We start from the raw sequence: 431 nt of genomic DNA, 5'->3' as shown, positions 1-431 counted from the left end.
AATTGCTTCGGGGGCTGACGTAAGCGTCGTGACCGAAATCGACAGCGACGGCAATGCTACTCACCATACGGTGCAGTGATGGCCGAACGAGGCAGGCCGACAGACTACAAGCCGGATTATGCGGAGCAGGCAGCAAAGCTGTGCGCACTTGGTGCTACCGACTTTGAGTTGGCGGATTTCTTCAAGGTGGACACTCGCACAATCTATCGGTGGAAGAATGTCCACGAAGATTTTTGTCAGGCGCTCATAGTTGGCAAGGAGAATTCCGACACACGGGTAGAGCGCGCGCTCTACAATCGAGCGGTTGGCTACACATTCGAAAGTGAGAAGGTTTTTCAGTTTCAGGGTGAGGTCATTCGCGCTGCGACCGTCGAACACGTCGCCCCCGCTCCAGGGGCGGCAAAGCTGTGGTTGAGCATTCGACAGCCGAC

The 431-nt window shown here is 55.9% G+C and carries 1 protein-coding gene; it reads left to right on the top strand.

What is annotated here, in order from left to right; genetic code table 11:
- Window positions 1–78 precede the first annotated feature (78 nt).
- A partial coding sequence (locus CWB66_RS21895; protein WP_138587032.1) for a helix-turn-helix domain-containing protein occupies window positions 79–431 on the top strand: 353 nt, incomplete at its 3' end.

The organism is Pseudoalteromonas sp. S558 (assembly GCF_005886635.1).
Classification (GTDB): domain Bacteria; phylum Pseudomonadota; class Gammaproteobacteria; order Enterobacterales; family Alteromonadaceae; genus Pseudoalteromonas; species Pseudoalteromonas aliena.
The sequence above is the reverse complement of the archived record's forward strand: the minus strand, read 5'-3'. Positions and strand labels throughout refer to the sequence as shown.